The following is a 26,139-nucleotide window of genomic DNA, read 5'->3' as shown; positions in this document are numbered from 1 at the left end:
CCCCCTCAAAAAGATGAGCCAACTGTTCGAAGCGTCTGATAAGCCCGTTGTTGCACCGCTTTAATTGTATGCTGGCTACGATTTTCTGGTTGTGAACTTGATTGTAGATGTAATAAAAATTCAATATTCCCATGACCACCTGTAACTGGTGAGAAATCTAAATCCAAAACTGTAAAGCCAGCAGCCACTGCCAGTTCCATCACATGTTCCAACACGGCTTGATGTGTCGCCGGATCTTTTACAATTCCGCGTTTTCCAACCTTACTTTTCCCAGCCTCAAACTGTGGCTTAACTAGGGCGACCACTTCACCATGAGGTTGCAAAATCTGCTTAAGGGGTGGAAAAATTAACTCTAGTGAAATAAAGGACACATCGATTGAGGCAAAACTAGGTACCCCTTCCGTAAAATCAGCCCGCTTGCTATAGCGAAAATTAGTGTTCTCCATAACAATCACACGAGGATCCGTCCGCAGTTTCCAGACCAACTGATTAGTTCCAACATCAAGTGCATAGCTTTTAATCGCTCCTTGTTGAAGCATGACATCCGTAAAGCCGCCCGTTGAAGATCCGATATCCAAAACCACCTGATTCTTAACCGAAAGTGGAAAAACCTGAAAAGCCTTAGCTAGTTTCAGACCACCGCGACTAACATAGGGCAGTGCCGTTCCCTTCAAATGTAAAGAAATATCTCTGGAAATCTTAACGCCGGGCTTATCCAAGCGTTCTTCATTTTTTCCCAACACCTCGCCGGCCATGATTGCCCGTTTAGCTTGTTCCCTGCTAGGAAACAACCCTTGCTGGACGGCCAGCAGATCAACTCGTTCTTTTTCATTTGCCATTAATTTTTACCTATATTTTAAAATATGAGAAGAATGCTTGCAGTAATTCTGGGTGAGGACAATCCTTAAGCGATGCTAAGGCCGTCTGTCCAGCAGTGATGGCTTGTTTTAGGCTTGCAACGGCTTGGCTACTTCCCAACCGATTCATGTAAGTATTTTTACCGGCATCTTCGTCACCGTTTTCACTATCTTTAATATCATCATAAATCTGAAAAGCCAGACCAAATTGCTCAGCGAAAATTGCTAGAGCCTGGTGCTCAGTTTTACTAACCCCAACTAGGAGCGCACCCGCTATCACACAATAATGAAACAACTCTCCCGTTTTTTGTCGATCCAGTTGAGCCAGTTCATCCGCATTTAGTGGCTGAGTTGCTGTCACATCGGTTACCTGTCCCGCTACCATCCCGAGTGGTCCAGCCGCAAGAGCTAGCTGACGCACCAAGGCAATGGCCAACTTGGGTTTCAATGATAGTGATGCTAACCAACCAAACGACAGGGTTAAAAGACCGTCGCCCGCCAAAACGGCAGTTGCTTGGTCAAATTGCTTATGGTTGGCAAGTCGCCCACGTCGCATATCACTATCGTCCATTTCAGGCAGATCATCATGAATTAGCGAATAGGTGTGTAATAATTCAACGGCACTTGCCGCCTGCACGACCTCCTCGGTAATTGGATGCTGATAAGCTGCGATAACTGCCAACGTTAATAGCGGACGTAGCCGTTTCCCGCCGGCAAAAACAGAATAGCGCATCGCAGCTTCCAGCCGTTGATTAGCAGCGTTATTAGTTAGTTCGGCTTGCAAAGCCTGTTCAATTTTTGGCCGATATGTTTGTTCAAACTGGTGTAGATTTGTTCCTGAAGTTGTCATTAGAACGGATCCGCCTCATCATCGGTCTGGTCATCGTGACCGTTGCTATTATCGGCTGCCTGGTCATATCCCCGATCACGCTTAAAGGGAACTTCTTCACCAGAACTTGTTTCCATTTTTGCCAAAGTTTGTTTCGCATTGGTTAGGGTTTTTTCAAGTTTATTACTTAACTCAACGCCCTTTTGATATTCCGTCAATGCTTTTTCCAGCGGAATATCACCAGTTTGCAATTCTTCAACGATCTTTTCCAAATTTTGCATGTTTGCTTCAAATGAAGCTTCTTCTGCTACCATACTAATCCACCTTTTTTGAATTAATTTCCTTTACAACTGCCGAAACAGTTCCATCACTAAAGTTAATTTGCAAAGGAGCTCCGGGCTCTAACTGCTTCACTGATTTAACCAATCGTTGTTGTTGATCACGAACCAGACTATAGCCACGTTGCATCACTTTAAGCGGACTCAGGTGATGCAGTGCTCGTTGCTGGTTATTTAATCTCACCTCAGAGCGTTCTACCTGTCGAATAATTCCTTGAGTGAGATTCTGCTGTAAATTATCTAGGTGCTCGGCTTGCATCTGACACGCCGGTTCGGGGGAAACCGACCTTAGGTTATTTACTAACTGATTTAACGAATCCACTCGTTTGGAAAAATCAGTTTGAAAACTTTGTGATAGCTTTTCCAACAACAAATCCCGTTGCTGAACATACCCTTCATACAACCGCTCGGGATGCTGTAGCACATAAGATTTTTTAACTTGTTCCAACCGTTGCTGGTGGAGTTGCACTACACTATTAATCAAATTATCAAGCTGTTGTCGCTTGGTTCTAATTTGGGCTAACACATCCAACAAGACTGGTGAAGCCAATACTCCTGCCTGAGTTGGGGTTGAAGCGCGCACATCCGCAACTAAATCAGCAATTGTATTATCCGTTTGGTGCCCAACAGAAGAAATCACTGGAACCCGGCTTGCAAAAATTGCTTGGGCTACCACTTCCTCATTGAAAGGCCATAAATCTTCGATCGAGCCCCCACCCCGACCAATAATCAACGTATCAAAAGTACCAGCTTGATTCACCCGTTCAATTTGTTTAGCGATAGTTGCTGCGGCCTGATCTCCTTGCACAGCTGCTGGAAATAACACCACTTGAATCAACGGATCACGCTTGCGAACGGCATCGATAATATCACGAATCACGGCCCCACTTTCTGAGGTAACCACCGCAATGCGTTTTGGATAAGCTGGTAATGGTTGCTTATGAGATTGTGCAAATAATCCCGCTTGCTCTAACTTGCGCTTTAATTGTACATAGGCTGCATAAAGATTTCCAACCCCATCTGGTTCCATGGAGTCTAGATAAATTTGGTACTGACCACTTCGTTCAAAGGTCGATACTCGTCCAGTGACTAAAACCTTCATGCCTTCTTCGGGTTGAAATTTTATTTTGCTAAAAGCGCCTTTCCACATGACCGCACTAATGACTGCCTGACTATCTTTCAAACTAAAGTATTGATGCCCAGGGCGTTTTCGCCAATTAGAGATTTCTCCAATTAGGTAAACCCGATGGAGATATGGATCCTGTTCAAACTTTTGTTTAATGTATTGATTTAAAGCACTCACCGTTAGATACTCGTGTGCCATCCTATTCCTCCCACTCACACATTGCGACGGTCTGTTGCATCAACATTGCAATCGTCATGGGTCCAACGCCACCGGGAACCGGCGTTAAAAATCCCACTTGTGACAGTTCATCATCATAAGCAACATCACCAATCAAATGCTGATCTTGATCTAAGTTTTGACCCACATCAACGACACAAGCTCCCTGCTTAAAGTCTGCAGTTGTTACGGTGCCTGAGTGACCGGTGGCTACAATTACGACATCAGCATTCTTAGTGTAAGTGCGTAGGTTAATCGTTTGTTGGTGAAGAATTGAAACGCTCGCATTGGCATTCAGTAAAAGCGCTAGCAATGGTTTGCCAACGATTGCACTTCGACCAATCACCACCACTTGTTTTCCCGCCAATGGAATTCGGTAATGATTTAGCAAGGTCATAATCCCTAAGGGGGTACAAGCGACTGGATAGTTTCCCGGTAGATTTAAAAATAACTTTCCAACGTTAACTGGATGAAAACCATCAACATCCTTACGAGGAGCAATGGTCGCAATTATTCGGTCAAATCGCAACTCACCTGGCAGCGGTGCCTGCACCAAAATAGCATTAATCTTCTGATTTTCATTTAATTGGTTAATTTGCTTAATTATTGCAGCTTCAGTTGTGGTCGCAGAAAACCGATATAATTCCGAATGGATTCCCAGCCGTTGCGCCTGACGTTCTTTCATACGAACGTATCGTTCACTGGCAGGATTTTCACCAACGATCAAAACAGCTAATCCAGGGGTCCGTCCTTGTTGTGCTAGGTGTTCCACCCGTTGCTTGGTTGCTTGATTAATCAATTGGGCTACTACCCGTCCATCTATCCTTTCCACCATTCAATTCCACCCTCCTTTTCTAATATTTTTAGTTTAGCATACTATCAAATTACGCGGATAGGAGAACAAAAAAAGAACCTTAGAAAGGTTCTATTTAATGCTACGATCCAAGACGGCATTAACAAAGTTTACCGTTTGCTCATCACTATATTTTTTGGCAAGCTCAAGCGCCTCATTAATGGCCACCTTAGGGGGTAAATCAGTTACAAATTTAATTTCAAACAAAGCCAGCTCTAAGATGACAAGAGCTGGACGACTAATCCGATCTAACTGCCAGCCACTAGCTAGATATTCCTGCAATTGCTGACGTAACTCTGGCTGATGTTCATGGACCCCCTTAACTAATTCCTGAAAATACGGGGGCACGATCGCTTGGTTATCATCAGCTGCCAACTGTTGATAAAACTCCTGTGCATCAAGTTCCGGGTTGCTCTCCTGAGCAAATAAGGTTTGAAAAGCTCGCTCACGAATCTGATGACGATTAATTTTCACGGTCACCACCATCAATTGTAAATAATTGATCCAGATCCACTTTCGGTGTTTTCTCTGGAACAATTCCTTCTACATGTACGTTGACAGTCGCCACCTGCAAATCAGTCATAAACAAGAGCTGTTGGCGAACTTGATCTTGGATTTTTAATGCAATCTTTGGAACCGAAACGCCATAATCCAAGTAAACGAAAACATCAACATTTAAATTCTGGTCTTCGTCAAACCGCAATGTAATTCCTTGACTACGTTCTTTTCGACCAAAAATCCCCTTCACACTAGCAGAAAAGGTCCCTTGCATCCGATTAACTCCCTCAACATGGTTAGCCGCAATGCCAGCAATCACTTCAATAACCTGAGGTGCTACCTCGATCTGACCGAGGTCATTTTCTTTCGTTGTTAACTTCATAAATTGTTCATCTGCTGCCATGATTGTAACCTCCCATCTGAATCTTGAGGAATCTGCTTATTTGCCCCGAGAAATATACGTTCCATCAGTTGAATTAATCACTAACTTGTCACCCTGGTTAACAAAAAATGGTACTTGCAAAGTGAGACCGGTCGTCATTGTGGCTGGCTTCGAGCCACCAGAAGCCGTATCACCCTTAATTCCAGGCTCCGTTTCAGCAACCTCCAGAGTGACGGTCTTTGGAACATCAATTCCAATAGTTTCACCCTCATATTGCATGATCTGAACTTCCATGTTGGGTTGCAAGTATTTCATTGCTCCCTCAGCTGCCTCACGTGGAATTGTAATTTGATCGTAAGTCTCCACGTTCATAAATACTAATCCATTTCCATCATCATACAAATACTGCATTGTACTTGTATCAATTTCGGCTTTGTCGACTTTAGCACCTGAACGGAAGGTTTTTTCTTGAACGGCACCGGTTCGCAAGTTCTTAAGCTTAGTTCTAACAAAGGCGCCCCCCTTGCCGGGTTTTACATGTTGAAAATCAATAATTTTCCAAATCGCATTTTCAAAACCAATGGTAAGTCCTGTCTTAAATTTTGCAGTTGAAATCGTAGCCATCGTCAAGCCTCCTAAATTATCTATATCATAGCAAGTTACCCGGTAAAAAGGCAAGCCTGCCACTGACAAGTAAAAAGGACCTACTAGCCAGCAGGTCCAATTTAAACTTATTTACTTAGTAGCAGTTTCAGCTTCTGGATAAACAGAAACCTGCCGTTTGTCTCTACCCATACGTTCGAAACGAACAATGCCGTCCACTAATGCGAATAAAGTATCATCTGAACCGCGTTTTACATTTTTACCGGGGTAAATATGCGTCCCGCGTTGCCGATAAATAATCGAACCAGTCGTTACCGCAGATCCGTCAGCTGCCTTAGTTCCTAGTCGCCGACCAGCAGAATCACGTCCGTTGGATGAGGAACCACCAGTTTTATGGTGAGAGAAGAATTGTAGATCCATTTTTAACATTAGGAATACACCTCCATATTTATGATTGTAATGTAACATAGTCTTGATATTCATTAGCAATTTCAGCTAAACCAAGTTGTAAATTCTGTAATAGAATCTGACCTCGCTGATTCTTTTGTTCAACCGCTGATAATTGAACGGCCAGATAACCACCTTGGGTTTCATTTTGGTCAATTTGTGGATGCAATCCAGCAATTTGACTCAAACTGTTAGCCGTAGTAATCGTCAGCGCTGAAACGGCTGCACAAACAATATCTTGCCCGTAAGCAGCGGCATCAGCATGACCAGTAATCACAAAGCCACTCAAACCGTACTTGGTTTTTTTAATCTGGGCTTTAATCATGCCGGTTAGGCGTTAATCTTTTCAATCTTAAGTTTAGTATATGGTTGCCGATGTCCTTTTTTGGACTGAGCTCCCTTTTTAGGTTTGTAGCGGAAAATCGTAATCTTTTTGTCTTTGCCCTGTTTTTCAACCGTAGCCTCAACCGTAGCTCCGGAAACAACTGGAGTTCCTACTTGAGCATGATCACCACCAACAAATACGACTTGATCAAACACAACCTGATCACCAGCTTGTGCCTCTAATTTTTCAACAAAAATCGAATCGCCTTCGGCAACTTTATACTGTTTACCACCTGTAACAATAATTGCGTACATACAAATGCACCTCCTTGGAATAAAATCTGCTTAGACTCGCCAGAAATAAGTGTCACTTGGAACTTAAAACTCATCCTGAGCGGTTGTAGCTGTGGAAGTCCACAAGTACAACGTCTCATAGTATAACAAACAACTGACACATCGTCAAAATAAAAAGAACTTGGTAACAAGTTCTTTTTATTTTGACGATGTCGCAGGAGCGATTCGAACGCTCGACCCACGGTTTAGAAGACCGTTGCTCTATCCAACTGGGCTACTGCGACAAATTAAAAATTAACAAGCTTGATTATATTAATTTCTACGCTAGAAGTCAATAATTTATGTGAGGTTATTCCCCTTCATGATTTACCATCTGTGCCGTTTTTTCAGTTACCTGTGCTAATAATTCAGCAACCAAGGCCTCTGGTTGATACCCATCATCAACTAAGCCCCATTTCAAAAACAATTGCCAAGCATGCTGAAAGCAATCTTGATCGTGCTGATAGTAGGCTTTTAACAACATATTTTTGATTGCTAAATATAAAGTAATCTGTTTGGGATTATCATCAACTGGAAGTTGCTGGATCTTAGCAAGCCCGGTTGACGACAGCTGTATTTGTTGGTTCCAGTGCAACAACGTTGCTAACAACACAAAAGTTTTCAGTGCTTCCAGGTACGCCTGCTTGGCAGTGCGTCCAGAATTTGCGCTACCACCCCCTAGACGCTTCGTCTTGGCAAAATCGGCCAAGTTAAGATCTAAATCAAAAAGTGCCGCTGCAAGATGTTGTCCCGTGCCCCAAGCTCGTTGTTGTTTTGTATCAACCGTGCGATAGTAATTGATAATAGCGGTCTGTAATTTTTCAAACTCCACGTCAAAAACTCCAATCTGTAATCAAAGATTCAATTTTTGCTAATTGTTCCGGTTTTTCATAAAGTTGAAACCAGTGAACATTCATTTTATTACGGTACCAAGTCAGTTGACGTTTAGCATAGTGCCTCGTATCTTTTTTAATCTGCTCTACCGTTGCTGGTAAAGATTGTTGCCGCTTAAAATATGCTTCAAATTCATGATACCCAATTCCGTGACTAGCAGGTAGGCTACTGCCCCCTTGTTCCTGAAGCCACTGATTTTCTGCTAAGAGTCCCTGCTGCATCATCACCTCAACTCGCTGATTAATTCGTTGATACAATTTCGACCGATCACCAGTTAGCCCAACTAAACCTGCATCGTAAGCAGATCCATGATTTACCTGTTCACTCGGACGTTTGTGGGTGGTATTCCAAATTTCTAAAGCACGAAAAAGCCGACGTTGGTTGGTTGGTGCGATTTTTTGCGCTGTCAGCGGATCAATTTGATAAAGTTCATCCCATAGCGACTGTAGTCCTTGGGTTTGACTCCGTTCTAACAGCTGTTGCTGGACACGGCGATCAGTGCTCTGCTCGCCACCAAATGCTAACCCATCCAAAAGGGCTTGCAAATAATAGCCTGTCCCGCCAGCGATAATTGGTAACCGGTGACGTTCATGGATCTCGGTAATGAGTCGACGCGCTGCCGTTACAAATTGTGTAACGGAATATTGCTGATCAACGTTAATGATATCAATAAGATGATGAGGGACTCCCTGCCGTTTCGAAGGGGGGATTTTAGCAGTTCCTACATCAAGATGGCGATAGACCTGCATCGAATCTCCCGAAATAATTTCGCCCTGATATTTTTGTGCTAAATGAACTGCGAGATCGCTTTTTCCGACTGCAGTTGGTCCTACTATGGCTAGGACTTTAATTGTCATTAAACATCACTCCTGCCTGAAATTTTGAACTGGATATCTGCTTAAAACTATTGCATAATAGATGATGAATCCAGAAGGGGGAATTATCATGAATAAATTTGGTAAAGGTTTTGCTGCCGGTGTAGCAACTGTAGTTGGTTTAACAGCTGGAGCATTATTTTCTTTTAAAAAACGAGTTGTCAAACCAATTGAAGAACAATCCCAAAAAGAAGAAGAAAATCGAAAAAAAGTTCAGCGAAAAGCCGGTTCTTCTCACTTAGGTTAAGATTAATAAAAAAGAACTCTGAAGAGTTCTTTTTTATTAATCTTTTTTAATCTTGCCATCCCACCGTTGATAGCCTTCGTTCAAAATACTAATCTGTTGGTAACCCTGCTTATGCAATAACTTGGCAGCCCGGATGCTCAATGTCTTTGTTTGATCATACAAAAAAACAGGTAAGTCTGGACGCAATTCGTGATAGACTGTCCGAAAACTAGCATAAGGAATGTTTCGTGCACCAAGGATATGACCTGCCGCAAAGCTCTTGGATTCTCGCAAATCAATTACTTGGGCCGTACGAATTCCCTTTTGAAAGTCTGCTTCCGACAAAAAGTTAACATACCGCTGTAACAAAAACTTTTGTAAATAACGATACCCAGACCAGCCTGCCATAATAATCACAATAACTACTAAGGTGGTGGTCAATGATGATAAGAAACCGGCTGCAATAATCAAATTAATCACTCCATTTATTTTTAACGGAATTGAAGTGCCATGGAAGCGGCTCCAATTACCCCAGCATCATTCCCTAATTCAGCTAACCGTAACTTAGTTGAATTTCTAATTGATGGGAAAGCATTGTCTTGAAAGTATTTAGTAGTCGGTTGTAATAAGGTGTTCCCAGCACTAGAAACTCCCCCACCAATAATGATACTAGCTGGATTCAAAGTATTTCCGATTGAAGAAAGTGCTAGACCAAGGTAAAAACAAACCCGATCGACAACCTGATTAGCTAAAATATCACCATTATCGGCTAAATAAAAGACTAGTTTAGAAGTAATCTTTTCATCGGTCTGCTCCAACTCAGCTAATCGTGACGTTCCATGAAAGGACTGTGCCATATCAGCAGCTAGCCGAACCACGCCCGTTGCCGAGGCATACGTTTCCAAACAACCTCGTTTGCCACAAGTACATTGATATCCATCAGGTTGAACTGCAATATGTCCAACTTCTCCAGCTCCACCATTAACACCGTGCAACAGTTTACCGTTGGCAATGACGCCGCCCCCGACACCAGTTCCTAGGGTCACAAAGACCACATCTTCTTCGGCACTACCGGCACCCTTCCAATATTCACCTAATGCAGCCACATTAGCATCATTATCAACTGCAAACGGCAAACCTAATTCATCTTGAATTTCTTGGCGAATTGGTTGGGATGTCCGCCAATTAAGGTTGAACGCCTCAGAAACCGAGCCGTTATTCCGATCAACTGCTCCAGGAGTTCCCATACCAATGCCGATGAAGTCATCTGGTGTTCGACCAGCGTCTTCGATATGCTTTCGAATCGAAGCAATTACATTCGGCATAATATGACTTCCTTCGTCACTAATGTCCGTTAAAATCCGCCATTTATCTAAAACTTCGCCATTCTCATCGAGAAACGCCATCTTAGTCGTGGTCCCGCCTAGATCGATTCCGATTAGTTTCTTGGACATGTTAAAAGCCTCCAGTTTATTCGTTAGTTTTTTGGACCTCAATTCGATGTTCATGGTTTAAAACTAGTTTAGCTTGCATAAAGTCTTGATCGGTAATCACCCGCGCTTCGTGCAGATGATCAAGTTCCAATGCCATCACTTCAATGTCCCAAATTCGTTTTCCTACATAAACATAAATTCCAAATTTTTTTAAAAGTTGTTGCACATCATACAACGTTTTCATAAAAATTACATCCCAAATCTTGGACATACCCTTTTATTTCAAGCCATTCCAATGTAGCACAAGACTATTATACCAATAAATAAAACGTTTGCATAAAAAAATCTAGTTTTTTTAGCTAGTTTAACTAGGGAGGGAACCCCCACGACAAATGCTAAACAAAATCCTGTCAATAAACCACCAAGATGCCCCCAAATGTCAATTTGCGGAACAAAGAAATCGGTCAGTAGATTAAGCCCAACAAATACGGCAAACGTAATTCCGGTTTCAGTAATCAAAAGGTTGCCTCGCACTACTAGTGAAAGCATTAAAAATACACCAAGTAACCCAAAAATAGCGGTACTGCTTCCTGCTGAAATCACATTTCCAGCAGCAAAACTAAACAAATTACCACCAATTCCACTTCCTAAAAACAACACAAGATAGCGAAAATGACCCACCGTTTTTTCAAGTAGATTGCCAACATAGAACAAAGTCAAACAATTAAGTAAGAGATGTTGAAGTCCAATGTGCAAAAAAATGGGGGTTACCAACCGCCACCACTGTCCAGCTTGAATCAGTGGGTTTGACTGAGCACCATATCGTAATAAAACCGCAGCACTGTCAGAACCACCGCTAAGTGTGAGCAGGCCAAACATAACAAACATGATTAAGATCAAAGTAATATTTATGTATGGCTGTTGCCGCCAGTCCGAAAACAAATCATGCATCGTCGTCACTCCTCACTGGTGAAAATTTGGTGCACCGGGATGTCAAATCGATTGGAACGCCATTCTTGCGTTGGAAAGACCTGAAAGGGACGGGCCAAGGCGATGGTGTTTTGCCGATAATCCCGCAAGTACCTATCAAAATAACCGCCACCATAACCAATTCGCTGCCCCGTTGCCAAACAAAAAGCAAGTCCTGGAACCACCATCAAATCAATTTGTGACTTAGAAATCACGGTTCCACCAACTGGTTCTAAAACTCCAAATTTTGTTCGCTGCCATCCTGTTTGCGATGATAAGACCACAAACTCCATTTGCCGCTGAGGTCCAGTCTTAGGAATCACCATCCGTTTCCCCGATCCTTGGCCAGCTGTAATTAGTGACTGAGTCGGGATTTCAACCCCAAAACTAAGTGTTATTCCAATTGTTTGTGCCCGTTGCCATTGTGGTGAATCCAATACCTTTTGCAGCAAGTTCCGTTGCCCCTGTGCTGAAAACGGATTCTCATGCAATTGAGCTAGTACCTGGGTGCGAATTACTGTTTTCATAAGCTTTCCTTCTAACAAAAAAGCTCTCGGTCTAAGAGCCGAAAGCTTATTTTGTTTCTCGATGCAATGTTACTTTTCGCTCACGAGGACAATATTTTTCTAATTCTAAACGATCGGGATTGTTACGACGATTTTTAGAAGTTAAGTAATTGCGTTCGTGGCATTCAGTACACTCCATTGTGATGTGAATCCGCATGTTAATTACCTCCAAATCCTTTTAAAAATTTCAGTTAATAATAACACGTTTTAGTATAGCACGACCTCCATTTAATTACCACTGCCGATCTTCATTAATGTTAAGCAATTTTGCTTGACACTATTTACCAGGAGCATTTTGAACATCACTCCAGTAAGCTTTGTAAATATCTTTTGCCAAGTTAGTGTTGTTGCTCTCTGCGTCAGTAGGCAAATTTGGCATGGCAATTGCAATCACAACCTGCGGATTAGTTGATGGTGCATAAGATGCTAGGCTTAAAGTAACCGTTTGCTGCCCATTATAGAAAGTTTGTGCTGTTCCCGTCTTTGCAGAAACTTCTGGAGAAATATCTGCCAATGCGCCCCCCGTTTTATACTTATTATTTCCATGAACAACCTGATAAAAACCACGAGTAATCACGTTGCTCTCCGCGGGCGTCATCGGTACTTGATTGAGCGTTTGGGGCATAATCGTATTCTTAACGGCACCCAATTCCCCATTTTTAGGATTCGTAGCTCGCACATTTTGGACAATATGTGGCTTCATTCGATAACCACCATTTGCAATGGTTGACATGTACTGCGCTAGCTGCAACGTGGTATATCCATCGTAATTCCCAAATGATTCATCAAGCGCCTTCCCGATATTCGCAAACCCACCGGGTCCCTCAATTCCAGCTGATTCGCCTGGTAAATCAATTCCAGTTTTGACGCCTAGTCCGAATTGATTGAAGAAACCACGCTGAATATTAAAACTATCAGGACTCATGTTCAATGGGGCTCCTGGAACATAGTTAAATTTAGCTTCTTTCATCGCTAGCTGCATCATGTACGAGTTGGAAGAAACTTCCAATGCTGTCGAAGCATCGACTGGCATGTTGGCATTCCCATTTTTGTTAAACCACGATGTTTTAATCGTTCCACCATTTTTAATGGGCATATCCGTTAGCGTGCTACTGGTTGGGGTAATAACATTTGAACGTAGCGCACCGTACACGGTTGCCCCCTTCACAACGGAACCCATCGTAATCGCCGTGTTGATATTTCCAATATCATTTTCAGTAACTTTATTAGTTTTCGGATCCCGATCAACTCCGGCCATTCCGATGATACCGCCTGTATGGGGATTCATAGCAACCGCATAAGTTCCTGTTGCGTTGCCACCAGCTTGTGCCCCCTTGACCAATTTTTGTAAATCTGATTGAAATTTAGCATTAATGGTCAGTTGCAGGTTGTCTCCCGGGCTGCCTTTATATTTTTGAACCTGTTTAATGATTTGGTTATCACTATTAAGTTTGATGTCTGTTTGCGACTTGGACCCTCGCAACACCGGTTCATAGCTCTCCTCCAAATTGCTATTCCCAACCGATTCATTTTGTGAGTATCCTTGCGCTAATAACTGATTAACTCGGTTATCTGGTAACCCCGTTTTATTCGAGGTTACCGTTCCAGTGATCGTTTTAATCCCATCACCATCAGGATATTCTCGCATCCAATTGGTTCCTACTTGAACCCCGGGCATCTCTGAACTATGTTCCCCAACTTCTGCAACTTCCTGGTTAGAAACCCGATCATACTTAATGTAAGTAGTCGAAAGACGGTAAGCCCCACTCATAGAATTGAAAATTGCAGCTTTATTTTTTAGATCAGCCGTAAAGGGAACTACATCTCCGGTTTTGACCAATTTGACCGCCGCTGCTTGTTGCTGATCTGGATCCAACTGAGCATAATTTTTAATCCGATTTTTTAATTTTTCCTGATTTTTTGGATTTGCAACGTAATACTGCGCTATTTGCTTCTTAGTCAAGCGATCGGTTGGCACCTTAATTATGTTCCCAAGGCGAGTTGCAGTTTGATACATGTCTACTGTCGTCACCTTAGGGCCCTTTGTGTAGGTAATCGCCCGTTCTGGCTTATTTCCCACCAACAATTTCCCGGTGGCATCATAAATCTGCCCACGGGGCACGTTCCCATAAGTCGTCGAGTTATTGGTTTGATTAACCGTCGATTTAAAATAATTTCCCTGAATTAGCTGCAAATCTGCTAGCTTCCAAATCAAGACCGCAAATAAGACGCCCACTAATATAAAAATTAAGTTTAGTCGGAATGGAATCTTGCTACTTGCCAGCTCTGGTTGATTCGCCCGTGTTCTTTTTTTAAAAAACCTGCCAAAAAAATTCCCCACAATGTTCCCCTTCGCATCGTCAGCTGCTTACTTAGCCATTAATTATCTCTTATTATTGCATTCTCGGCGTTGTCCCGCAATGATTGCTTGTCACTAATTCTCCACACAAAAAGCTCGCTACCAAGACGGTCAACGAGCTTTAAAAAGTTTACTTAACGGAGACAATTTTTACGTGCATAACTCCATCAGGAATCTCAATGTCGACTGTTTCTCCTAATTTTCGACCCAACAACCCCTTGGCAATTGGCGAATCATTTGAAACTTTCCCCGCTAGTGGATCCGCCTCAGCCGCTCCGACGATTTGGTAAGTTTCAACTTCCCCGTCAGGAATTTCCTGAAATTGGATGGTTTTCCCAACCCCAACTTCATCTTGATCAGTTTGTTCATCGTCAACTACTTCTGCAAACTGTAACATATGTTCCACAGTATTAATCCGGCTCTCTAGTAAAGCCTGTTCATTTTTTGCTGACTTGTATTCAGAATTTTCTGATAAGTCACCGTAACTTCGCGCAATTTTAATTTGTTCAATGACGTGCGGACGCTGGGTGGTCTTTAAATCTTCTAATTCGGCTTCCAGCTTGATCTTACCTTCTTTAGTCATTGGATAAACTTGATCTTCAGCCATTTTTCCACCTCAATTGTTTTATTCAGTTTAGAATTTATCACGAAAACCGGCAGCTGGCAAACAAAAGTTATCGGTCAGTGGCAACTGAGGTGGTCGTTTTTGCCAAAATTGCTTGGATTTTGGTCGTTAACAGATCAATTGCAACAACATTTTTTCCCCCGCGCGGAATAATGATATCAGCATAGCGCTTCGATGGCTCCACAAATTGTTGATACATTGGTCGGACGGTTGTTAAATATTGTTGGATCACCATTTCAAGTGTCCGACCACGTTCCTTCGTATCCCGTTCAATTCGGCGAATCAACCGAATATCATCATCAGTATCTACAAAAGCTTTAATATCCATCAAATCACGAAGCCGGGGTTCATTTAATGTTAAGATTCCTTCTAAAATAATAACATCGGTCGGCTGTTGACAGATGGTTTGGGTGCTTCGAGTAAACTGAGTGTAGTCATACACCGGTTTTTTTATAGCTTGATAATGTAACAAGTCCTGTAGTTGTTCGATCAATAAATCATCATCAAAAGCATCCGGATGATCATAATTAACTTGTTTTCTAGCAGCCATGGATAATTCAGCTTGATCTCGATAATAAGAATCCTGCTGAATAATTGCAATGGAGTGGCCTGATAGCCGTTCTAAAATGGCCCGACTAACAGTTGTTTTCCCACTACTTGATCCACCAGTTACTCCAATGATAACTGGACGTTTCTTCATAATTGTCATCGCTGTTTCCTTTCACTTGCAGCTTAGCGGATTGTGGCCTGAAATTCAGTTTTTAGGGCCGTAGTGATTTTTTCGATTTTTTGGTTAATTATCTCATCTTGAAGAGTTGCTTGTGGATTAGAAAAAGTCAGTGAATAAGCGAGTGAACGTTGATCTTTGGGAATACGGTTACCAGCATACACATCAAAAAGGGTCAGACTTTGCAAATAAGCCCCCGCTTTGTCGGTAATTACAGCTTCAATCGCCGCATTGGAAACCTGCTCTCCAACTAACATTGCAATGTCTCGTTTGATACTAGGATAAGCACTGATTGGTTGATAATGCTGCACTTGTTTAGGAGCAAGGGCTAGTTTTTCTAAATCCAACTCAAAAACATAGGTAGGTTTAATGTGGAATGATTGGGCGATGAGGGGATGAACCTGCCCAATTAATCCCACCAATTGATCTGATAACCACACCTCTGCGGTTTGATTGGGGTGGAGTTGCTTAACCGTACTAGTAGGTTTGTACTGGATGGTTCCCGCCAAGTTTAAACTAGCTAAATACTGTTCAACTAGACCCTTAAGCTGGAAAAAGTCTACCGGTTCCGCGTTCGTCGCCCAGTTGGCAGACGCCAAGAAGCCAGAAACAGCTCCGGCAAGGTGCTCTTTTTCAATCGGACGGACTTGCGCTTGTGTCCGAAAAAAAACACGACCTTGTTCATATAGTGATACATTTTGAACTCCACGAGCTTGATTATATGAAATATCATCCAGTAATCCAGCGATGAGATTTTGCCGTAGCACGGCATGATCACTGCTCATTGGCCATTTCATGCTGGTCTCGACACTTGGTTCCCAATTAAACATGGTGGCTTTGGCTGCCGTTGTCAGCGAATACGAAATGGCATGGCTAAATCCCAAACCTTCCATCGTTCGCCGGGTCTGTCGTAACAACCGCTGTTTCTCAGTCAAGCGCCCTTGGGTCGTGTTAGTTACCGGTAGCGTAGTTGGAATATGATCATAACCATAAATCCGCGCAATTTCTTCATATAAGTCGGCAGGAAGCTTAAGATCCCAACAACGCGTTGGAACCGTCACCACCAGTTGTGTTGCAGTTGGCGTTACTTTAAAGCCCAGTCGTTTGAACAGCTGTTCAATTTCCACTGGTTGTAGACTAGTTCCTAACACCTGATTAATTTTAAGTGGAGTTACAGTAATCTTAGTTTCAGAAACCGGGGTCTGCTGTCCAACAACAGTTCCTTGGCTCGCCGTTCCAGCAGCAATTTGTTGTAATAAACCGGCAGCATAGTTTAACGCCTTGGTAACATTGCCTTGATCAATTCCTCGCTCAAATCGTTGGGAAGCATCGGTATGCAGTCCTTCTTTTTGCGCCATTTTTCGCGTTGCAACGCTTGAAAAAGCAGCTGCTTCCAGCACGATTTGTTGCGTCTTAGCGTTTACTTTAGTTGCTTCACCGCCCATTAAACCGGCTAAGGCTACCGGACCAGCCTGATCAGCAATCACAACATCGTTATCATCTAAGTCGCGCTGCGTGCCGTCCAAAGTAACTAGTTGTTCCGTTGATTGGGCTCGACGGACTTGTAAGTTTTTCCCCGTAATTTTGTCTAAGTCGTAAGCATGGAGCGGTTGACCTAGTTTTAGCATGACATAGTTAGTCACATCGACCACATTATTAATTGGTTTAATTCCTGCATTCCAGAGCTTGATTTGTAACCACAAAGGACTCGAAGCAACGGTCACATTTTTAACCACCTGTAACTGATATTGAGTAGCGAGCTCCACCGGTGCAGCAGCTGAAATATCAGTAGCACTACTTTGCTGCCCTAGGGCTGGTGCTGGCGTCTCATCAAAGATCACCGGCTGGTTTAATACCGCTGCCAAATCATAGACAACTCCCCGTAAACTCAGCATGTCACCACGGTTAGGAGTAACGTCTAAATCAAGCAGTGACTCATCCATTCCAAGATAATGATAAATTTCGTCCCCTAGCTGGGCATCATCTGGTAGAAAGTAAATTCCATCCTTCCACTCATCAGGAACGATTTCCTCATCAAATCCAATCTCATCTAAAGCACAGAGCATCCCATCCGATTTAACTCCGCGCATTTTAGCCTTCTTGATTTTTTGGTTTCCAGCTACGCGAGCCCCTGGCAAAGCCACAATTACTTTTTTACCGACGGTCACATTAGGAGCTCCACAAACAATTTGCTGAACGATGCCAGCACCAACGGCTACCTGACAAATATTCAAGTGGCCCGCATCAGGATGTTTAACAACTGATTCAATCTCACCAACCACTAACTTTTTCAGTCCAGCTTGGCGCTGGGTAACGCTATCAACCTCAACAGAAGTTCGCTCAATTTTTTCACCTAATTCAGTGGGGGTCAGATCAATTTGAAGGTATTTGGTCAACCATTCGTACGATAGTAACATTTACAGTCATCCTTCCTAGTCAAACTGGGTCAAAAATTTAAGATTATTTAGATAAAAGTCACGAATATCAGTAACACCATATTTGAGCATTGCCAGTCGATCCGGTCCTACTCCAAAGGCAAAACCACCATATTCTTGGTTATCAACCCCGGCCATTTTTAGCACGTTAGGATGCACCATCCCGGCCCCTAGCACTTCAATCCAGCCGGATCCCTTACAAACTAGGCAACCTTTTCCATCACAATTCATACAGGTCATGTCGACTTCAACTGATGGTTCGGTAAAAGGAAAGTAGCTGGGTCGCAATCGCATCTCAAGCCGATCACCGAACATTTCTTTTAACATTTGAGCCAGCGTTCCCTTGAGGTCCGCCATGGTAATGTGATGGTCAATCACAATTCCCTCTACTTGGTGAAATTGGTGAGAATGCGTCGGATCATCGGTATCACGTCGAAAGACAACCCCAGGAGAGATCATTTTTAGCGGCCCCTTTGAAAAATCATGTTTCTCCAACGTACGGGCTTGCATCGGCGATGTTTGCGTTCGCATCAAGATTTCTGAAGTAATGTAAAAAGTATCCTGCATATCGCGCGCTGGATGATCCTTCGGTAAATTCATCATTTCAAAGTTATAACGTTCCTCTTCAACCTCCGGACCAGTTAGAACTTGATAACCCATTCCAATGAAAATATCTTCAATTTCATCGATGATTCTTTGGATCACATGCGGGTGCCCAACTGGATAATTTTTACCTGGTAAGGTCACATCAATTGCTTCATCCACTAACTTTCGATCAAGTGCTGCGGTGGCTAATTGTTGTTGCTTTGCCGTAATTAGACTTTGCAACTGATCACGAACCGTATTAGAAAGCTTCCCGGCTGCTGGGCGTTCCGCAGCTGGTAAATTAACAATTTCTCGCAATGCCTGAGTAATTTGTCCTTTTTTGCCGAGAAATTTAACTTTTAAATCATTCAGCTGTTGTTCGCTGGTAACTTCCTTTATTTTCTCAATCCCCTGTTGTTTGATTTGTTCTAAATCGGTCTCTAAACTCATTTTTAAACCCCTCTTTTTAGATTAAAAAAGCCTCATCCCGACTAGGGACGAAGCTTCGCGTTACCACCCAAATTCATGTCAAGTTGACATGCACTTTTGTGATGAATAACGCCATCAATCGGACAATGTTAGGAATGTCTACTAACGAACAGCGAATTCAGCACCCCTCTGGTTAGTTTCAGCGTTTCTAACCTCTCTGTGGTTCCAATCAGTGCTTACTACCTCTCTCGTTTTTGTAACTACCCTGACTATAAAACAAACTAGATTAACGGTCAAGCTCTTCATCGCCATCACACAACTTATCGGCCCACCCGTGGACTTCCGACATAATTGGCGCTAAATCGCGTCCTTTTTCAGTTAATTCATATTTAATCAGGGAAGAGTCCTGAAACGTTTTTCTTACAATCAAATCCAACTCGCGTAGTTCCTTCAGACGAGCAGTTAATACCCGATCGCTACAGTTCTCAATTTTTTCTGAGATTTCGCAAAACCGTAAAGAATCACCAATTAACAGTGCTTCAATAATCATCCCATTCCATTTTTTGCCCAACATTTGAAAGGCTTCTTGGAACCGAGTACACAAAAATTCTCCATTGTCACTTGCTGTTTTAACTGCTGGCATAGTTACCATCCTCATTTCTTTTTATTTTGTGAAGCTTTAAAAACATGCTTAAACTTATTTTCAAGCGGTTCCATAAATTCATGGGCAGCCGCATAATCATCGACCAACGAAACGATTACACTTTCTTTATATTTGGGGCGAGCTAGAGTCAATCCCCACATATGTTTCAAGATGATATCTTCTTCTTTAGGCGTTAATTTAGTAATTTTTTGGGCATTGCGTAGTGCGACCCGCGGGTGAATATAGGCATGTGACCCAACATCAAATTTAGTGGTTCGCCAATCATAATAAAATAGATCATGTAGTAACCCACCCCGTGCAGCAGCCCGTGCATCTAAGTTTAATTTTTTTGCAATCTTATAACTTTCAAATGAAACATAGATACAATGTCTGAGTCTGGTTGAATGATGATGTTGGGTATAATTTGCTAATTTTTGAACCGCTGGATTTTCCAACAGATCAGAAACATTAGCAACATAGTCTGGACAATCCTGCCATCGTTTTGAAACCATCACATCATCTCCTCTACAGCTAAGTTTGATGTAGTTGGAACATTAGAATTGCAGCAGCAACGGCCACATTAAGTGATTCTGCCTGACCAGTAATTGGAATATATAAATTATTAGTAGTCTGGCGCAACAACTCTGGTTGCATCCCATTTCCTTCATTTCCCATTACCAAAGCAAAATCTGAAATTGGTTGAACATCACGATAATTCTGAGCATTAGGATCAAGCGCCGTCCCGAAAACCGGAAAATTTTGCTGGTGCAACCGTTTAACCAGTGGCAGCAAATCCGTCCGAAAGAGTTGTAGATGAAACTGACTCCCCTGCATTGCCCGCAAAACCTTGTCATTATATTGACTAGCCGTGCCGTCTCCAAAAATAACTCCAGTAAAACCAGCTGCATCAGCAGTTCGAACCATTGTTCCAATATTACCAGGATCTTGGACATCATCTAAAAGTAACCACGCACCCTGTAGCGATTGGGGAAACTGTCGTTGCTTTGGAATATTTACCACTGCAAAAATCCCTTGAGGGGTACTCGTGGCACCGAGTTCCTTTGCAACTTCATTTGAAATTACTGTCACATTTTTATCATGAAATGCCGCTTGATGTTGTAATAGTTGCTGATCGGTCGCTAAAATCAGATTAATCTGAGTTGTAGGCAGGTGCTGGAGCGCTTCTCCCACTAAATGCCAACTTTCTAATAAATACTGGTTGGCTTTCTTTCGACCTGCGGGAGTCGTTAGTTTCTTGATTGCCTTTACGGTTGGATTTTTTTTGGAATCGATTCTGTTCATAAAGCGCTCTCCCACTATCCTTTTTAGCTTAGTTAATTTTACCACATTTATCTAAAATTCCATTAAAATTATAGTAGTTTTATTGCTGAAAAATCATTAATATTTGCCTTATAAGCGCTTCACCAATTGCAGTCCCCAACTATTTAAGGTAAGCTAAACCAGTATGACTAATTATCAAAGGAGCTACTGCCTATGAAAAAAAAACGCAAAATAACCCTGATAAGTATCGCACTCCTAGCTGCTATTACATTAAGTGGCTGCGTTCGAACTGATGCAAAGGGTCATCCTTATGGTTTTGTTTATGATTATCTGGCCATTCCCGGACAAAAAATCATGGATTGGCTCGCTCAATTCGTGGGTGGCTACGGCTGGTCTCTGATTGTCATTACCGTCCTGGTTCGACTTTGTTTGTTGCCAGTAATGATTAGTCAGTTAAAGAAATCCACCATTCAGCAAGAAAAGATGAATTTGATTAAGCCGCAGCTGACCAAACTTCAGAAATTGATTCGACAAACAAAAGATCAAGCTGAACAAGTCGCCCTTAACCAGCAAATGATGCAACTTTATCGGGATAATAATATCAGCATGACGGGCGGTATTGGTTGTTTACCGCTCTTAATCCAGTTGCCAATCTTTGCGGCACTCTATGCAGCCATTCGGTATTCACCAGAACTTTCCCATTCCGTCTTCTTGGGGATCCAGTTAGGTCAACGTAGCATTCTGCTAGCGATTCTTTCCCTGGTGGTTTATGCCGTTCAAGGCTATCTCGCTATTCAAGGCATGCCTAAATCTCAACGAAAACAAATGGGCGCCATGATGTTGATTAGCCCCATTATGATTTTCTTCGTAACTCTTTCGTCCCCGGCAGGGCTCGGAATTTACTTTTTTATTGGTGGAGTGTTCGCAATCGTCCAACAATTAATTGTTAATGCCTATCGCCCTCGGATTATTAAAAATATTCAAGCTGAAACGGCGAAAAATCCGCCTAAAGTGGTATTACCAGATTCAATTGAACAAATTGAAGCAAACGTCGAGGCAGCTGCCAAAGCGGAAACAATTTCGAAGCCAGCAGATAATCAATCAGAAAAAAATCGAGTTCGTAACCAAAACAAACAGCACCGTCCTAAGCAATAACAAAAATATTTCCAACTGAACAAGTAATCCCCCGATAGTTATGAAATCTCAATTAACTGTTGGGGGATTTTTTATGTCTAAATAAAGTATTGGTAGTAATAAAATAGGCAGCCGATTGCTAGAAAAATATCAGCAACCGACCGCCTAATTACGGTAATCATTTTAAATGGTAAAAGTAGTCGTGTACCTAACTGAGCAGGCACCGTTTAATTATTATCGTTACTCATTCCAAGTAGTTGAACTAGAATCTGGAAAATATTCAAAATGTCCAAATAGATGTTAAGCGCCCCAATTGTACTGAACTTTTGTAATTTTGTCTCAGAGTCAACGTATTCAGCATATTTACGAACACTTTGCGTATCCATCACAATGAAAACGGCAAAGATAACTAACATTACAACGTCAATAATGATGTATAAAGTGGGAATTCTCAAGAGAACAGCTACCACACTCAACACAATCGCTGCCAATAACCCCCACGTCAAGTACGAACTAAACCGTAGATAATCTTTAGTCGTTCGATTAGCATAGAAGGTCAACCCACCAAACATCACAGCAGTTCCTAAAAATGCAAGTCCAATTGTATCCATCCGATAATAAATCAGGATTGGGCTTAAGGATACTCCGAACAAGACGGTCATCAAATAGTAAATCGTGTTGGTTGTCGAAGCACTCGTCTTTTCATCGTTAACTGAGTGACCCAGTGCCAACATCAGTCCCAAAGCAACCAATAAAATCAATAATGAACTTCCAAGTCCCATCGAAGTTACAAAACTTCTCATAAAGGTGGACATCAATAACATAACAATTCCAGTTACTACTAAACCGCCACAAACCTTTTGATAAGTTTTAGCAACTAACCGTTGCGCTAACTCAGCGGTGTTTCCAAACATTTCTCCGTTCATCGCTAACACCCTTTCTGATCTTTATTAAGATTGGAATCAATTATAACATGAATCAATCATAATTCCTAACTAGTAACCTAGACGATTTAAATCGTCATCCGAATGTAACACCGTCTTTTTTCCGCTAGGTAATTGAACCTCGAGCCAACCACCTTCAATCAGCTTCATTGGGAGACCAACTTGATGAAGTTTGATATAACTTTGCCGCAAGTTAGCTGGAACTTGGGGAAAATTAGTCGATGCGGGACTTGTTTGAAATTGTTTCCGATACCCTTGACCTTGGTGCAAGGCAAAAGCAGTTAATGAACCGTGCTCAATTTTTTTAAGTAAACGTCCACTAACCGTTTGGTGGGGATGATCTAGGGCTGATTGCAGCCACTGAAGCGTTGCAATTAAATCAGGCTGTAGTTTTACTGGTGCAGAAGAAATTAATTTTTCAAAGCGCTGCAACAGTCGAATTGTCTGCTGAAACTGATCCGTGGTGAGTGGCTGCTGTGGATGTTGTAAAGCAACTTCCTCGTTTTTTTGTTCCGCCGCCGCCAGTTCCGAAACGGTCCATTCATGTTGTTGGCTAAGTGCATCTGCCACTAAAAACTGAAGAAAATACAAACTCTTAGCAGAAACTCCCGTTGCTACAAAAGGATCATCATCAAGAATTCTAAACTCTAAATATTCAATCCCTTTCGTTTGTAAATCTGACAGTTCCGCCCCTTTCAAGCGAACGGGTCCATAAAATTCACTCATTCCAGCTAGTTGTTTCGTCGCAATCAGCTGCTGTAAATCAGCAATAAATTTAGTCAAATTGGCATATGAAGCTCTTACATTCGCTCGATTTGCAAATCCATATGAACTAGACCGAAAAGATCGGACAGGTGCCAAAGACCGTAATTGTTTTGGTAGGTCATCCGCTGGATTCTCACTAACCGGCGCAGCCCCAAAAAAATAAGTTACCAGCCACCGATAGCCCACGATTTGTTGCGCAATTAAAAACAACAAGCGATTTTTAGCCGTGACTGTTGATGTCAAATGGTGTTGCTGTTGAAAATTAGCTATCGTAGCATCCAGCGGTGAATAATTGACATGAACCCCGCAAATAATGTGGTGAAACGGACCATAATGTTTTAATAACCAGTTTCGATACTTCAAATACCAGTCCCGATGAAAAGTATTCTTTAAAAACACAACATCCGATTCCTGCAACCGTGGTGGCATTGACAAGCCCCAGATAATTTCTTGAGGTTGTAAATTCAGCTGTAGGATCGCCTGTAGACTACGTAAATTTGCCAAAGCACCTACTACTGAATCCTGTGGAGCTGTGATTAATTCTTCCATACTTTCAGAAAAATCCGTCTGAAAATACGGCTGGGAACGACGATCACCGAGCGCTTGTGGATGCGGAGCACGAGATAACGTTTTGGTATTAAGATCCACGCGGTGTTCCTCAATTTCAATTCCTAAGTGACCCTCAAATAAACCCGTAAGCGTTTTCATGAGTGCTGCCCTCCAAAATAAAAAATTTTCGTCCCACCACCCCAACCTAAATTAAGGGTATGAGCCGAAAATCACTAGTATTACCACCAAAAATTTTAAATACTTTCCCAGCTATTCACTCGATCATGATCAAAATCAATATCAGAGCGATAACCGGCACTAGTTTGAACTTTTTCAGTGTTCCAGACCTTTTTATTGAGACTTCCCACTGACCTTAATATTGCTAGTAATTCTAGCGAGAAACCAGTAGTTCGTCAATACTTAATTAACCTCTGCCCAGTTAGTTAGATTCACTGGCTTCGTAAAGTAATGTTGTCGTCCGTTAATAGTAACTTTCAAGTGCTGATCAACCGTAACCATTACTGGGAAACCTAACTGTAAAGCTTGGAGATACATTCCATGAAACTTAGTCGGAATTTCGGGCATGGCTTGGTCTGCCGTTTGGTTGGCATAACTAGTTTTAATTTGACAGCCACGAACTTGTGCATAGTGGGTAAGTGACTTTCCCCGCAAGAAGGGTAATAATTGGCCTGCCCGGGTTTGGTTAGGGTGTGCGATCGTCTGAACCAAAAATTTTTGACTTGCTGCTAACGATGACCGTAGCACTAACGGCGCTCGAGCGATTAAACCGGAGAGCCGGTGCTCAAGTTGGAGGGCTTGCTGATATAATTCAGGCGCAAGCGGGGTCTCTGGATGCGCAAGAGCAACGCTTTCATTGGCTTGCATGGCAGCTTGCAAATCGGCGGCAGTCCAGACTGGTCGATTTACAAGCGCATCCACAATCAACAAATGAACCAAATTTAGCGCCTCCGCTGAAATTCCATTGTTGCTGAACGGGTCGTCATCAAACAGCCTAAATTCAACGTACTGTGGTCCAGTTGCCTGTAACTTTGTAAGTGAATCCCCACCTTTCAACCGAACGGGACCATAAAATTCGCTGACACTAGCTAACTTTTGGGTAGCTACGGCCGCTTGTAAATCTCTAAAGAAAATTGTTGGACTAGCATAAGAAATCTGAACTTCTGATCGATTAGCATAGCCATAGCTACTAGAACGCAGGGAGCGAACTGGAAACTGCTGGATTATTTCTGACGGGAATTGACGGTTAGCATTTTCACTGACCGGCGTTGCTCCAAACAAATACGTAATCAACCAACGATAACCAACTAGTTGCTGGGCTAGAGAAAATAACAACGCCGTTTGCGCTGCTTGCCGATCAGCATAGGAACCTTGCTGTTGAAAGGCGGAAATGATCGCGGCTGTAGGTGAGTAATTAATGTGAACTCCGGCAATTAGTTGTTGCAAGGGTCCATACTTTTCCAACAAATAATTCAAATAATCAGCATACCATGGACGCCGTTTAGCACTACTTTTGACTAATTCTAAATCCCGATCAGTAACTGCTGGTGGCATTGATAACGGCCACATGATTTCATCAGATCGTAATGATTGTTGCAATAATGATTGTAGCGTATGTAATTGGGATAAGGCTGCCTTCGTTGATGGCTGTGGAGTCGTCACTAATTCCTCCATGCTTTCGGTAAAATCACTTTGAAAGTACGGCTGGGTTCTGCGATCGCCCAAATTAGTGGGGTGTGGATAGCGCGACAGGCGTTGTTGCTTTAAATCATAGCGTTGTGCTTCAACTTCTAAACCAAATTTACCGGCAAACCAATTTGGATTGGAACTACTCGTACCCCGTTGTCTCTGCATCATTCCTAACCCCATCATTTTG

The 26,139-nt window shown here is 42.4% G+C and carries 32 protein-coding genes, 1 tRNA gene and 1 other annotated feature; of the genes, 2 read left to right on the top strand and 31 right to left on the bottom strand.

The window, feature by feature from the left end; translation table 11 throughout:
- Positions 1-5 precede the first annotated feature (5 nt).
- From B808_RS04780 to miaA, 14 genes are all read right to left on the bottom strand, one after another.
- Positions 6-839, bottom strand: a complete 834-nt coding sequence (locus B808_RS04780) for a TlyA family RNA methyltransferase (protein WP_035422232.1) — start codon at positions 837-839, stop codon at positions 6-8.
- Positions 840-849: 10 nt separating this feature from the next.
- Positions 850-1,707, bottom strand: a complete 858-nt coding sequence (locus B808_RS04775) for a polyprenyl synthetase family protein (RefSeq protein WP_035422229.1) — start codon at positions 1,705-1,707, stop codon at positions 850-852.
- On the bottom strand, positions 1,707-2,000 hold the full coding sequence (locus B808_RS04770) for an exodeoxyribonuclease VII small subunit (RefSeq protein WP_009166792.1): 294 nt from the start codon (positions 1,998-2,000) through the stop codon (positions 1,707-1,709). Before B808_RS04770 ends, B808_RS04775 begins: the two co-directional genes overlap by 1 nt.
- Position 2,001: 1 nt before the next feature.
- Positions 2,002-3,348 (bottom strand): exodeoxyribonuclease VII large subunit, encoded by a 1,347-nt coding sequence (gene xseA, locus B808_RS04765; RefSeq protein ID WP_009166791.1) that lies wholly within the window; start codon positions 3,346-3,348, stop codon positions 2,002-2,004.
- A 1-nt stretch (position 3,349) separates the two neighbouring features.
- Entirely contained in the window at positions 3,350-4,201 is an 852-nt protein-coding gene (locus B808_RS04760) for a bifunctional methylenetetrahydrofolate dehydrogenase/methenyltetrahydrofolate cyclohydrolase (RefSeq protein ID WP_009166790.1), read from the bottom strand.
- Positions 4,202-4,291: 90 nt separating this feature from the next.
- A complete protein-coding gene (gene nusB / locus B808_RS04755; protein WP_009166789.1) occupies positions 4,292-4,693 on the bottom strand; it encodes a transcription antitermination factor NusB in 402 nt (133 codons plus the stop codon).
- On the bottom strand, positions 4,683-5,120 hold the full coding sequence (locus B808_RS04750; RefSeq protein WP_009166788.1) for an Asp23/Gls24 family envelope stress response protein: 438 nt from the start codon (positions 5,118-5,120) through the stop codon (positions 4,683-4,685). The genes nusB and B808_RS04750 overlap by 11 nt, the downstream gene beginning before the upstream one ends.
- A 36-nt stretch (positions 5,121-5,156) precedes the next feature.
- Positions 5,157-5,723, bottom strand: coding sequence for an elongation factor P (efp, locus tag B808_RS04745; RefSeq protein WP_009166787.1), 567 nt, complete (start codon positions 5,721-5,723; stop codon positions 5,157-5,159).
- A 111-nt stretch (positions 5,724-5,834) separates the two neighbouring features.
- Positions 5,835-6,131: a 50S ribosomal protein L27 gene (gene rpmA, locus B808_RS04740; RefSeq protein ID WP_009166786.1), complete on the bottom strand. Its 297-nt coding sequence runs from the start codon at positions 6,129-6,131 to the stop codon at positions 5,835-5,837.
- 19 nt (positions 6,132-6,150) lie between these two features.
- Complete coding sequence (locus B808_RS04735; protein ID WP_009166785.1) at positions 6,151-6,474, bottom strand: ribosomal-processing cysteine protease Prp; 324 nt, start codon at positions 6,472-6,474, stop codon at positions 6,151-6,153.
- Between the two features lie 5 nt (positions 6,475-6,479).
- Positions 6,480-6,788, bottom strand: a complete 309-nt coding sequence (gene rplU, locus B808_RS04730) for a 50S ribosomal protein L21 (RefSeq protein WP_009166784.1) — start codon at positions 6,786-6,788, stop codon at positions 6,480-6,482.
- Positions 6,789-6,810: 22 nt separating this feature from the next.
- Positions 6,811-6,883 (bottom strand) — a sequence feature (ribosomal protein L21 leader region).
- Positions 6,884-6,977: 94 nt separating this feature from the next.
- A tRNA-Arg gene (locus B808_RS04725) sits at positions 6,978-7,051 on the bottom strand.
- Between the two features lie 65 nt (positions 7,052-7,116).
- Entirely contained in the window at positions 7,117-7,638 is a 522-nt protein-coding gene (locus B808_RS06385; RefSeq protein ID WP_051393811.1) for a hypothetical protein, read from the bottom strand.
- A gap of 1 nt (position 7,639) precedes the next feature.
- Entirely contained in the window at positions 7,640-8,557 is a 918-nt protein-coding gene (miaA, locus tag B808_RS04715) for a tRNA (adenosine(37)-N6)-dimethylallyltransferase MiaA (RefSeq protein ID WP_035422227.1), read from the bottom strand.
- An 88-nt stretch (positions 8,558-8,645) separates the two neighbouring features.
- Between miaA and B808_RS06495 the strand changes: the two genes are divergently transcribed.
- Complete coding sequence (locus tag B808_RS06495; RefSeq protein WP_009166781.1) at positions 8,646-8,822, top strand: DUF3042 family protein; 177 nt, start codon at positions 8,646-8,648, stop codon at positions 8,820-8,822.
- Between the two features lie 36 nt (positions 8,823-8,858).
- Here the strand turns inward: B808_RS06495 and B808_RS04710 are convergent, their stop codons facing one another.
- From B808_RS04710 to B808_RS04650, 14 genes are all read right to left on the bottom strand, one after another.
- Entirely contained in the window at positions 8,859-9,272 is a 414-nt protein-coding gene (locus B808_RS04710) for a rhodanese-like domain-containing protein (protein WP_009166780.1), read from the bottom strand.
- A 20-nt stretch (positions 9,273-9,292) separates the two neighbouring features.
- A complete protein-coding gene (locus tag B808_RS04705; RefSeq protein ID WP_009166779.1) occupies positions 9,293-10,255 on the bottom strand; it encodes an ROK family glucokinase in 963 nt (320 codons plus the stop codon).
- Positions 10,256-10,271: 16 nt separating this feature from the next.
- Entirely contained in the window at positions 10,272-10,478 is a 207-nt protein-coding gene (locus B808_RS04700) for a YqgQ family protein (RefSeq protein ID WP_009166778.1), read from the bottom strand.
- A gap of 38 nt (positions 10,479-10,516) precedes the next feature.
- The gene (locus tag B808_RS04695; protein WP_035422222.1) at positions 10,517-11,185 is read right to left on the bottom strand and encodes a rhomboid family intramembrane serine protease; all 669 of its coding nucleotides are present in this window, start codon (positions 11,183-11,185) and stop codon (positions 10,517-10,519) included.
- A gap of 5 nt (positions 11,186-11,190) precedes the next feature.
- Positions 11,191-11,730: a 5-formyltetrahydrofolate cyclo-ligase gene (locus B808_RS04690; RefSeq protein ID WP_035422221.1), complete on the bottom strand. Its 540-nt coding sequence runs from the start codon at positions 11,728-11,730 to the stop codon at positions 11,191-11,193.
- Positions 11,731-11,776: 46 nt separating this feature from the next.
- Positions 11,777-11,926 carry a 50S ribosomal protein L33 gene (rpmG, locus tag B808_RS06490; RefSeq protein WP_081579356.1) on the bottom strand — a complete coding sequence of 50 codons (150 nt, stop codon included), beginning with the start codon at positions 11,924-11,926 and terminating at the stop codon, positions 11,777-11,779.
- Between the two features lie 120 nt (positions 11,927-12,046).
- Positions 12,047-14,110 carry a peptidoglycan D,D-transpeptidase FtsI family protein gene (locus tag B808_RS04685; protein WP_035422219.1) on the bottom strand — a complete coding sequence of 688 codons (2,064 nt, stop codon included), beginning with the start codon at positions 14,108-14,110 and terminating at the stop codon, positions 12,047-12,049.
- Positions 14,111-14,258: 148 nt separating this feature from the next.
- Positions 14,259-14,735 carry a transcription elongation factor GreA gene (gene greA, locus B808_RS04680; protein WP_009166774.1) on the bottom strand — a complete coding sequence of 159 codons (477 nt, stop codon included), beginning with the start codon at positions 14,733-14,735 and terminating at the stop codon, positions 14,259-14,261.
- Positions 14,736-14,802: 67 nt separating this feature from the next.
- Positions 14,803-15,462 carry a uridine kinase gene (gene udk / locus B808_RS04675; protein WP_035422217.1) on the bottom strand — a complete coding sequence of 220 codons (660 nt, stop codon included), beginning with the start codon at positions 15,460-15,462 and terminating at the stop codon, positions 14,803-14,805.
- A 23-nt stretch (positions 15,463-15,485) separates the two neighbouring features.
- Positions 15,486-17,897: a phenylalanine--tRNA ligase subunit beta gene (gene pheT, locus B808_RS04670; RefSeq protein ID WP_035422215.1), complete on the bottom strand. Its 2,412-nt coding sequence runs from the start codon at positions 17,895-17,897 to the stop codon at positions 15,486-15,488.
- A 15-nt stretch (positions 17,898-17,912) separates the two neighbouring features.
- The gene (gene pheS / locus B808_RS04665; protein WP_009166771.1) at positions 17,913-18,950 is read right to left on the bottom strand and encodes a phenylalanine--tRNA ligase subunit alpha; all 1,038 of its coding nucleotides are present in this window, start codon (positions 18,948-18,950) and stop codon (positions 17,913-17,915) included.
- A 265-nt stretch (positions 18,951-19,215) separates the two neighbouring features.
- Positions 19,216-19,572 carry a winged helix-turn-helix transcriptional regulator gene (locus tag B808_RS04660; protein WP_081716742.1) on the bottom strand — a complete coding sequence of 119 codons (357 nt, stop codon included), beginning with the start codon at positions 19,570-19,572 and terminating at the stop codon, positions 19,216-19,218.
- 11 nt (positions 19,573-19,583) lie between these two features.
- A complete protein-coding gene (locus B808_RS04655) occupies positions 19,584-20,084 on the bottom strand; it encodes an HDIG domain-containing metalloprotein (RefSeq protein ID WP_009166769.1) in 501 nt (166 codons plus the stop codon).
- Between the two features lie 19 nt (positions 20,085-20,103).
- Positions 20,104-20,874, bottom strand: a complete 771-nt coding sequence (locus B808_RS04650; RefSeq protein WP_009166768.1) for a TrmH family RNA methyltransferase — start codon at positions 20,872-20,874, stop codon at positions 20,104-20,106.
- Between the two features lie 192 nt (positions 20,875-21,066).
- Between B808_RS04650 and yidC the strand changes: the two genes are divergently transcribed.
- Entirely contained in the window at positions 21,067-22,008 is a 942-nt protein-coding gene (gene yidC / locus B808_RS04645) for a membrane protein insertase YidC (protein ID WP_009166767.1), read from the top strand.
- A 206-nt stretch (positions 22,009-22,214) separates the two neighbouring features.
- Here the strand turns inward: yidC and B808_RS04640 are convergent, their stop codons facing one another.
- From B808_RS04640 to B808_RS04630, 3 genes are all read right to left on the bottom strand, one after another.
- Entirely contained in the window at positions 22,215-22,913 is a 699-nt protein-coding gene (locus tag B808_RS04640) for a Bax inhibitor-1/YccA family protein (RefSeq protein ID WP_009166766.1), read from the bottom strand.
- Positions 22,914-22,982: 69 nt separating this feature from the next.
- Positions 22,983-24,404 (bottom strand): glutamate--cysteine ligase, encoded by a 1,422-nt coding sequence (locus tag B808_RS04635; RefSeq protein WP_009166765.1) that lies wholly within the window; start codon positions 24,402-24,404, stop codon positions 22,983-22,985.
- Positions 24,405-24,665: 261 nt separating this feature from the next.
- Positions 24,666-26,120, bottom strand: a complete 1,455-nt coding sequence (locus tag B808_RS04630) for a glutamate--cysteine ligase (RefSeq protein WP_191975882.1) — start codon at positions 26,118-26,120, stop codon at positions 24,666-24,668.
- Between the last annotated feature and the right edge of the window lie 19 nt (positions 26,121-26,139).

This window comes from Fructilactobacillus florum 8D (genome assembly GCF_000512295.1).
Taxonomy (GTDB): domain Bacteria; phylum Bacillota; class Bacilli; order Lactobacillales; family Lactobacillaceae; genus Fructilactobacillus; species Fructilactobacillus florum.
The sequence above is the reverse complement of the archived record's forward strand: the minus strand, read 5'-3'. Positions and strand labels throughout refer to the sequence as shown.